The 8,094-nt window shown below is 68.3% G+C and carries 11 protein-coding genes; 6 read left to right on the top strand and 5 right to left on the bottom strand.

Going from position 1 to position 8,094, the window contains the following annotated elements; genetic code table 11:
• Positions 1–90: 90 nt before the first annotated feature.
• From mutM to ACFWIW_RS13660, 4 genes are all read left to right on the top strand, one after another.
• Positions 91–951, top strand: a complete 861-nt coding sequence (gene mutM / locus ACFWIW_RS13675; protein ID WP_378368722.1) for a bifunctional DNA-formamidopyrimidine glycosylase/DNA-(apurinic or apyrimidinic site) lyase — start codon at positions 91–93, stop codon at positions 949–951.
• 67 nt (positions 952–1,018) lie between these two features.
• Complete coding sequence (locus tag ACFWIW_RS13670; protein ID WP_378368721.1) at positions 1,019–1,459, top strand: XRE family transcriptional regulator; 441 nt, start codon at positions 1,019–1,021, stop codon at positions 1,457–1,459.
• Positions 1,460–2,023 carry a hypothetical protein gene (locus ACFWIW_RS13665; RefSeq protein ID WP_378368720.1) on the top strand — a complete coding sequence of 188 codons (564 nt, stop codon included), beginning with the start codon at positions 1,460–1,462 and terminating at the stop codon, positions 2,021–2,023.
• Complete coding sequence (locus ACFWIW_RS13660; RefSeq protein WP_378368719.1) at positions 2,020–3,210, top strand: MAB_1171c family putative transporter; 1,191 nt, start codon at positions 2,020–2,022, stop codon at positions 3,208–3,210. Before ACFWIW_RS13665 ends, ACFWIW_RS13660 begins: the two co-directional genes overlap by 4 nt.
• A gap of 63 nt (positions 3,211–3,273) precedes the next feature.
• Here ACFWIW_RS13660 and ACFWIW_RS13655 read toward each other — a convergent pair whose 3' ends face one another.
• From ACFWIW_RS13655 to ACFWIW_RS13640, 4 genes are read right to left on the bottom strand one after another with little or no spacing between them, the layout of a single operon-like run.
• Positions 3,274–3,621: a DoxX family protein gene (locus ACFWIW_RS13655; protein ID WP_378368718.1), complete on the bottom strand. Its 348-nt coding sequence runs from the start codon at positions 3,619–3,621 to the stop codon at positions 3,274–3,276.
• A 28-nt stretch (positions 3,622–3,649) separates the two neighbouring features.
• Positions 3,650–4,339 (bottom strand): ABC transporter permease, encoded by a 690-nt coding sequence (locus ACFWIW_RS13650; RefSeq protein WP_378368717.1) that lies wholly within the window; start codon positions 4,337–4,339, stop codon positions 3,650–3,652.
• Positions 4,336–5,223, bottom strand: a complete 888-nt coding sequence (locus ACFWIW_RS13645; protein ID WP_378368716.1) for an ABC transporter ATP-binding protein — start codon at positions 5,221–5,223, stop codon at positions 4,336–4,338. The genes ACFWIW_RS13650 and ACFWIW_RS13645 overlap by 4 nt, the downstream gene beginning before the upstream one ends.
• Positions 5,220–5,597, bottom strand: a complete 378-nt coding sequence (locus ACFWIW_RS13640) for a GntR family transcriptional regulator (RefSeq protein WP_016336380.1) — start codon at positions 5,595–5,597, stop codon at positions 5,220–5,222. The genes ACFWIW_RS13645 and ACFWIW_RS13640 overlap by 4 nt, the downstream gene beginning before the upstream one ends.
• 163 nt (positions 5,598–5,760) lie before the next feature.
• Here ACFWIW_RS13640 and ACFWIW_RS13635 point away from each other — a divergent pair, with 163 nt between their 5' ends.
• Together ACFWIW_RS13635 and ACFWIW_RS13630 are read left to right on the top strand one after the other, a co-directional pair.
• Positions 5,761–6,084: a PadR family transcriptional regulator gene (locus ACFWIW_RS13635; protein WP_034323457.1), complete on the top strand. Its 324-nt coding sequence runs from the start codon at positions 5,761–5,763 to the stop codon at positions 6,082–6,084.
• A complete protein-coding gene (locus ACFWIW_RS13630; protein WP_378368715.1) occupies positions 6,081–7,328 on the top strand; it encodes a DUF1700 domain-containing protein in 1,248 nt (415 codons plus the stop codon). The genes ACFWIW_RS13635 and ACFWIW_RS13630 overlap by 4 nt, the downstream gene beginning before the upstream one ends.
• A gap of 145 nt (positions 7,329–7,473) precedes the next feature.
• Here ACFWIW_RS13630 and ACFWIW_RS13625 read toward each other — a convergent pair whose 3' ends face one another.
• Positions 7,474–7,998, bottom strand: coding sequence for a general stress protein (locus tag ACFWIW_RS13625; protein ID WP_038509609.1), 525 nt, complete (start codon positions 7,996–7,998; stop codon positions 7,474–7,476).
• Between the last annotated feature and the right edge of the window lie 96 nt (positions 7,999–8,094).

The following is an 8,094-nucleotide window of genomic DNA, read 5'->3' as shown; positions in this document are numbered from 1 at the left end:
GCCCCCCGCCCCCCCCCCCTTGGTGGTGGGTCTAGTGCTAAACCCCCGACCCCCGCCACTCACGAGGCGCCCGGTGGGAGAATCGGCCGTATGCCCGAACTCCCCGAGGTCGAGGTGGTCCGTGCCGGGCTCGAGGCGCATGTCTCCGGCCGGACGATCACCGAGGTCGAAGTCCTCCACGCCCGCGCGATCCGCCGCCACGAACTCGGCGCCGAGGACTTCAGCGGACGGCTCTCCGGCGTGAAGATCACCGCCGCCCGGCGTCGCGGCAAGTACCTGTGGCTGGAGCTTTCCGACGGCCAGGCCATGCTCGCGCATCTCGGCATGAGCGGTCAGATGCTCGTCCAGCCCGGTGACGCGCCGGACGAGAAGCACCTTCGTGTGCGATTTCGCTTCGCCGACAAAGGGCCGGAGTTGCGCTTCGTCGACCAGAGGACCTTCGGCGGGCTCGCGCTCGCGGAACTCACCGAGGTCGACGGGACGGCGTTGCCGGGCACCATCGCGCATATCGCCCGCGACCCGATGGATCCGCGGTTCGACCTCGACCAGGCCGTCCGCGCGCTGCGGTCGAGGCGGACCGAGCTCAAACGCGCCCTGCTCGACCAGACGCTAGTCTCCGGGATCGGCAACATCTACGCCGACGAGGCGCTCTGGCGGTCCAAGCTCCACTGGGCCCGCCCGACCGACAAACTCACCGCCGCCCATGGCCGCACCGTGCTCACCGCCGCCAGCGAGGTGATGGCGGAGGCGCTGGTCGTCGGCGGGACGTCGTTCGACGCGCTTTACGTCAACATCAACGGCGAGTCCGGATACTTCGACCGTTCGCTCGACGCCTACGGCCAGGAAGGACTGCCCTGCGGCCGGTGCGGGACGGCCATCCGGCGCGACCCCTTCATGAACCGTTCGTCGTTCTCCTGCCCGCGTTGCCAGCCGAAGCCGCGCACGAGGTGAAAACTGTCGTGTACGGCGCGGGCACCGCGTCAACTAGCATGAACGGGCACGAGAGGTAGGGAGTGGGATGGTGGCCGCGACCGAGCCCGGTAAGACGACGCTCGCCGAGAAGATCGACAAGCTGTTCCAGATCGTGCTGAGACCCGATCGCGAGCCGTACAGCCACGAAGAGGTCGCCAAGGCGTGCCGCGAGGCCACCGGCGAGAGCTTTTCGACGACGTACCTGTGGCAGCTGCGCACCGGCCGTCGCGACAACCCGACGAAACGCCACCTCGAGGCGCTCGCCCAGTTCTTCGGCGTCTCGCCCGCGTACTTCTTCGACGACGAACAGAGCGCCAAGATCGCCGAGGAACTCGCGCTCCTCGGCGCTCTCCGCGACGCGGGCGTCCGCGACGTCGCGCTCCGGGCCGTAACGCTTTCCCCCGACGGGCTCGACACCATCAGCGACATGATCGACGCGATCGCCCGCAGGGAATCCGGACGGGGCGGCCCGAAGAAGGAGACGTGAGTGGACCGCCGCCGTAAGGAGTTGTGGCGCCGCTGCCGAAGTCTCGCCGACGGCGTGGCCCTTCCCGAACCCTTCGACGCGGAGTCCTTCGTCGCGGAGCTGGCCGCCGAACGCGGCCGCCCGATCGAACTGATGCGGGTCGACGTCCCCTCCAGTGGCCCGTGCGGGCTGCTGATGAGCACCGAGCGCGCGGACTACATCCTCTATCCGGCCAACACCACCGCCCTGCACCGGCGGCATATCCTGCTGCACGAGGTCGGGCACCTGGTGTGCGGCCACCTCGGTTCGGACGCGGGCGCCGACGGGATCGTGCTCGACGCCGCCGCGGGCAAGACCCTCATGCCGAACCTGTCACCCGAACTCGTCCGCCGAGTCCTCGGCCGCACGGGTTACAGCGCCGTCGAGGAGCAGGAGGCCGAACTGCTCGCCAGCCTCCTCGCGCAACGCGTCGCGCGGACGTCGGTGCGCGGCGCGGCTCGGCTCGACGAGAGCGCGAGTGACCTCGCGGGCGGGATGGCCAGGGTCGACAACCTCTTCGGGAGCCGGAAACGGCGTCTGCCGTGACGGAGACCATCGCGTACTTCTGTTGCGTGGTGGCGTTCGCGGGTTTCGGCTACAAGCTGATCCAGGCAAGGCACACCCAGCCGCGGCGGCGGATGTGGTTCCTCAGCGCCTTCGGGATGTGCATCGCGGGCGGCATCATGCTGCTCACCCCGGCCATGGAGAACGCGGTCGGCGTCGAAGAACCCGTCGGCAGTCTCCTGAACCTCGCGGCCGATCTGCTCAAGATCGGCGCGATGGCCTTCGCAGTCGCGTTCGCGCGTTCGCTGAAACTGGGGGAGGACAAGCGGATCGGCTGGCACGCGGTGCTGTCCTGGACCGTCGTGGCCGCCGAGATCACGCTCTTCTTCCTCTCCGGCAGCCACCGCGTCGGCGAGCACACCGCCGCCGGGCCGGGCGGTCTCGGCTGGTTCGTCGCGTACAACGTTCTTTTCCTCGTCTACGGTCTGATCAGCCTGCTGACGTTCTCGCTCGTCTTCGCCCGCTTCGCGCTCCATGCCGATCCCGGCCCGCTTCGCGTCGGGCTGTGGTTGCTCGTCGGTGGCGGGGTTTCCGCGCTGGGCTGGACTTTCTGGGACGTCGACGACATCTACATCCTCGCCACCACCGGCGCGGTCGACGCCGGCGAGGAACCGCTCTCCGCGATCCTGGCGGCGCTGAGCGTCGGGCTGGCCGGGGCTGGCGCGACGCTCAGCGTGTGGGGGCCCGCGCTGGCCACCCCGTTCCGGCTGATCGGCCTGTACCGGACGTACCGGCGGATCGAACCGTTGTGGGCCGCACTGCGCGAAGCCGTCCCGGGAATCGCGCTGGACCCGGGGCCCGGTATGCCTGGCGGCGTCGAATTCGCCTTGTACCGCAGGGTCATCGAGATCCGGGACGGCCATCTCGCGCTGCGGCCCTACTTCGATCCGGACCTCCCGCGGGTCGCGGAGGCCGAAGCACGCAAGGCGAAGATCCCCGAAGCCCGCGTCGCCGCGACGGTCGAGGCCGCGACCTTGGCCGCCGCGCTCGCCGCCGCCGGGGCGGGCCGCCGGTACGCCCCCGACGACGTTCCGGCGACCTACCTCGACGAGCCCGACATCGCCACCGAAGCGGCGTGGCTGGTGGAGGTCACGCGCGCCTGGCGACGCTCCGCCGTGGTCGGGCGAATCCGGAACTCGCGTGTTTCAAGCCGGAACTCGTGTGATTGAAGGCGGAACACCGTGTCGCGCCCTCAATCACGTGAGTTACGCCCTCAATCACGCGAGTTCCGGCTAGACGATCGCGGTGACGGCGGCCGCCGCCGAGACCAGCGCGAGCCAGACTGGCGGGGCGATGTCCTTGATGCCGTCGCCCGCCCGCGCGTGGGAGATCGCCGCGCCGATCAGCAACGCCACCAGGCCGGTCGCCGCGGCGACCCCGAGTGGCGGCCAGAAGAATCCGGCCGCCAGGCCCGCCGCCCCGGCGATCTCGAGCGCGCCGATCCCTTGGATCTCCCGGACCGAGAAGCCGAGCCTCCCGGTCCGGGAGACCAACGCCGGCTGACGCAGTACCTTCGCCACCCCCAGTACGGCGAAGATCGCGATCAGCATCACCGACAGCACCACATGAGCCACGGCCATGACGGAACTCCTTGGTGTGGAAGGACTCTCAGACGGTGACGCGGCGCATCGTGGCGAAGCCGCCCGCACCGGCGACACAGACCAGCAGGGCGAGCACCCCGGTCATCCCGCCGACGGTCAGCGTGCTGAAGAACGTGCCGAGCTTCGACCAGGAATCGGTCCAGCTGAGCAGCAGCACCGCGCCCAGCAGCACCAGGACCTGCGCCGCGCCGAACAGGACGACACCCACCACCGAAGCGCGCCGGTAGATCAGGCCGTACCACATGCCGTAGACGAACATCAGCACCAGGAACACGAACGAGGTGAGCAGGGTCAGGTACCAGGGCCCGTCGAGCAGCCAGGGAACGCGGAAATAGTTGAGCCCGAGCCCCCAGCCCCCGGTCGCGTCCTCGATTACCTGGAACACGGCGATCCCCACCGCGTACAGCGCCGAGAGCCCGGCGACCAGCAGGAGCGTCCCCAGGTAGTAGGACCGCCTCGACACACCCAGCGCGAGCCCGAACGGGAGCGATTTCGTCATGCTCAAAGCCCCGCAGACGAGCATGAAGACGAACAGCGTGAACAGGCCGCCGGAGTAGTTCTCCTCGGGCGTCTCGGGAATCACCGCGAAGATGGTGAGATTCACCAGGAACGCGAAGAACGTGACGCCGACCGGGAGGACCAGGAACTGGAGCCGGTCCACCAGGTGGTAGCGCGCGACGTTGACCAGGGTGTTCATGCGGACGCCTCCTCTGCGGTCTGTCCGTTGGAGGTGTGCACCATCAACTGCTGCAAGGAAAGCGGCTCCAGCTTCAGGTGCAGGGCCTTCGCCTTCGCCTTGGCGGAGGGGTCGAGCGCGTCGGCGACGGTGACCGACGCCCGCGACCCGATCTTGCGGCGGTGCAGCACCCGGCGTCCGGCGACGAAATCGTCCACCGCGAGGGCGGGGCCGGAAACCGTGACGGCCGTGCCGCGCAGTTCGTCGGCTGGCGCGTCGAGGACGACACGGCCCTTGTCGATCATCACCACGTGCTCCAGCAGATCGGCGACCTCGTCGATCAGGTGTGTGGAGAGCAGGATCGTGCGGGGATGGGCCGAATAGTCGTCGAGCAACCGGTCGTAGAACAGTTGGCGTGCGACGGCGTCGAGGCCCGCGTACGGCTCGTCGAGCAGTGTGAGCTCCGCCCGTGCCGCGAGCCCGATCGTGATCGACAGCGCCGAACGCATCCCTCGCGAGAGCTTCTTGACCGGACGTTTCGTCGGCAGGTCGAAGTCGCGGAGCAGGGTTTCGGCCAGTTCCGCGTCCCAGTTCGGGTAGAACCACGACGCGGCCGAAAGGGCGTGCTTCACCTTGAAGTCCGGGAACTGCTGGTCTTCGCGGACGAGCACCAGGCGCCGCAGCACCCGTTCGTTCTCGATCGGGGTCTCGCCGAACACGCGGACCGAGCCGGCGCTCGCGAACTCCTGCGCGGTGACGATGCGCAGAAAGGTGCTCTTGCCCGCGCCGTTGCGGCCCAGCAGGCCGGTGATCTTGCCTTCTTCGATGTCGACCGAGACATCGCCGAGCGCGGTGTGGTCGCCGTAGCGCCGGGTCAGGCCGGTGGTCGAAATGGTCGGCGTCATGCGGCGGGTCCTCCGTTCCGGTGTCCGTTCCCGCGGATGAGCGAGATCAGGGTTTCGTCGTCGATGCCGAGGCGCTTCGCTTCGATGAGCATCGGGTCGAGGTACTGCTCGGCGAACCGCTGCCGCCGGTCGGTGAGCAGCTTCTGCCGTGCGCCGGCGGCGACGAACATGCCGATACCGCGCCGTTTTTCGAGCAGGCCGTCATCGGCGAGCACGTTGATCCCCTTGGCCGCCGTCGCCGGATTGATCCGGTAGAAGGCGGCGAGTTCGTTGGTTGACGGCACGCGTTCCCCCTCGGCCAGGCTTCCCTCGGCGATGTCGTCGGCGATCTGTTCGGCGATCTGCACGAACAGGGGTGTTCCTTCGTCGAGCACGACACCTCCGTCCCCAGTCTTCGGGCACCCTCTCGGGTGCGGTGGTTCATTACTGGACTAAGTAACCCACGAACCACCCGTCCGACGCAAGTGGCTTCCGCCGTGCGCACTACTGTGCAATGCGTGGTACCTTCTGTTGCGTAAGACTGGGAGGGACGCGACTGTGGAGATCAGTCAGCTACTCAAAGGCGTGCTGGACCTCGCCGTTCTCGCGGTGCTTCGCGGGGAGGACGGCTACGGCTACGACGTACTCCGAAGACTCCGTATCGCGGGGTTGCAGGAAGTGGGCGACGCTTCGGTGTACGGGACGCTCCGGCGGCTGTACAAGGCAGGCCTGCTGACGTCGTACGTGGTGCCGAGCGAGGAAGGCCCGCACCGCAAGTACTACAGCCTCAACGAGCCGGGTCGTCAGCGCCTCGAAGAGTCGGGGCAGACCTGGCGGACTTTCGCCACGACGATGAACAGCCTGTTGGGAGAGGCAGCATGAGCACGCAGAATCCGACCGCCGTGCGGGTGTATCTGGCGAGGGTCAGGAGCGCGCTCGCCGACCTGCCCGAGAGCGAAGTCGAGGAGATCCTCGAAGACGTCCGTCCCCATCTCGCCGAGATGGAGGCGGAGCTGGGGGACAACCCCAAGGTCGACGCGTTGATCGAGCGACTGGGGAGCCCGGAAAGCTACGCCGCCGAATTGCGGGCGTCCGGCGGATATCCGCCGCGTCCGCCCGACGCGGGCGACAAGACCACCGTGCTGAAGGTGAAGACCGGGATCGGCGGAGCGCGGTTCGCGTTCTGGGGCTTGGTGTTCTCCGTCGGCGGCTTCGCGCTGTTCGGCTTCGCGGCCGCGGTGTGGGTGCGGGTGGAACCGTTGCTGGGCCTGCTTTTCGTCGCACCCGTGCTCGCGATCAGCGTCGCCTACGTGGTGCGCAAGGGAGTCGCGCCGATCACGGAGCTGCCCGAGGTGGTCAAGCTCCGCGAGATCGCGACCTCGTTCCAGAACGACCGGAACAGCAAGGGAATCAACTACTTCCGCACGCTCAAGCCGGCGTGGTGGGTGCTGTGCGCGGCGGTGCTGGTCGTCTTCGGGCTGTTGCTCGTGCTCCGCGACACCGAGGCCGTGCTGCTGCTGCCGCTGATGCTGCTGGCCGCCGTCGCGGTGGTCTGGGCGGGGCCGAAGCTGAAGACCGACCGGCGGCTGCTGTGGCTGGCCGTGCCGATCTCGGCGTTCGTCATCGGCAGCATGCTCGGCGGGGCGGGCGCGGCGGTCGATCTGATCGCGAAACGCTCCTACAGCAACGGTTCCTACAACGGTGGCTACACGCCGAGCTACAACGACAACTACGGCAATCCGCAGTTGATGTACGGCAGTCAGGACGTGGAGAACATCTACGCCTTCGACGCCGAGGGCAAGCCGCTGACCGAGATCTACCTCTACGACGAGAACGGCCGTCCGCTCAGCACGACCCGGTACGCCTGCGAGCGGAGCACGGGCGAGAAGCGGAAGGTCGGCGACGACAACCGCTACCCGCGGCCGCGGCTCGAACGGGGAGTCCGGGACGACGACGGAAACCTCAACGGCTACAACGGTTCCCGGAGTTATTGCCAGGAGAAGGCGGAGGTGCCGTTCAGCGCGGCGATCCCGAAGATCACCCCGGTGCCGCCTTCCACGACCGCCCAGGTGCCGCCGTCGTCCTCCGTGACGCTGCCGTCGAACCCCACCCAGCCGACGCGCTAGGTGGCCAGGGTGGAGGCGGACGCCGGGGGCCGCCTCCGCCCGGTCTCGTGAGTGGTAAGGACGGTTCTAACCGTCCTTACCACTCACGAGCAAAGCCGCGAGCCGGCACCTCGTGGAGAGGTGCCGGCTCGCGTGGGGGTGAGGCTCAGTGGTTGAACGCGCTCCTGGCGGCCAGGTCGGCCAGCAGGGCGCGGCCCTTCTCGGCGTTGCGCGGCTGGGCCAGGACGTCGTAACGCCGGGCGACCAGCTGGCTCTGCGAGATGAACCCTCGCTTGTTCTTCGACGACGCGTACCCCAGCGCGCCGAACAGCAGGTTGAACCCGATACCGCCGACGAGGCCGACGATGATCGGCACCAGCCCGGCGCCCGGGTTCAGCAGGCTCAGCACGAGCCCGAGGAACACACCGAACATCGCGCCGGACAGCGCCGAGCTGGTCAGCACCTTGCTCCAGCCCATCCGCCCGGCGATGCGCTCGACGAGGATCGGCTCGACCCCGACGATGGTCACGTCCGTGATCGGGAAGTCCGTTCCCGCGAGGTGGTCGACGGCACGCTGCGCTTCGGAGTACGACTCGTAGGAGCCGATCGGCCACCCGCTGGGCAGCGTCGGGAGCTGAGCCCGCCCCTGGGGCTCGGTGAACGTGGTCTGCTGCGTGAATGCCTGTGTCATTCCTTCTCACCTCTCTTGATCCGTACAACGTCCCGGATGCGCGGATCTCCTCCCGGTGCGGCGGGATTCACAGCATCTTCTCAGCCGGGCATCGCA

Source organism: Amycolatopsis sp. NPDC058340, assembly GCF_042723975.1.
Lineage (GTDB): Bacteria > Actinomycetota > Actinomycetes > Mycobacteriales > Pseudonocardiaceae > Amycolatopsis.
The sequence above is the reverse complement of the archived record's forward strand: the minus strand, read 5'-3'. Positions and strand labels throughout refer to the sequence as shown.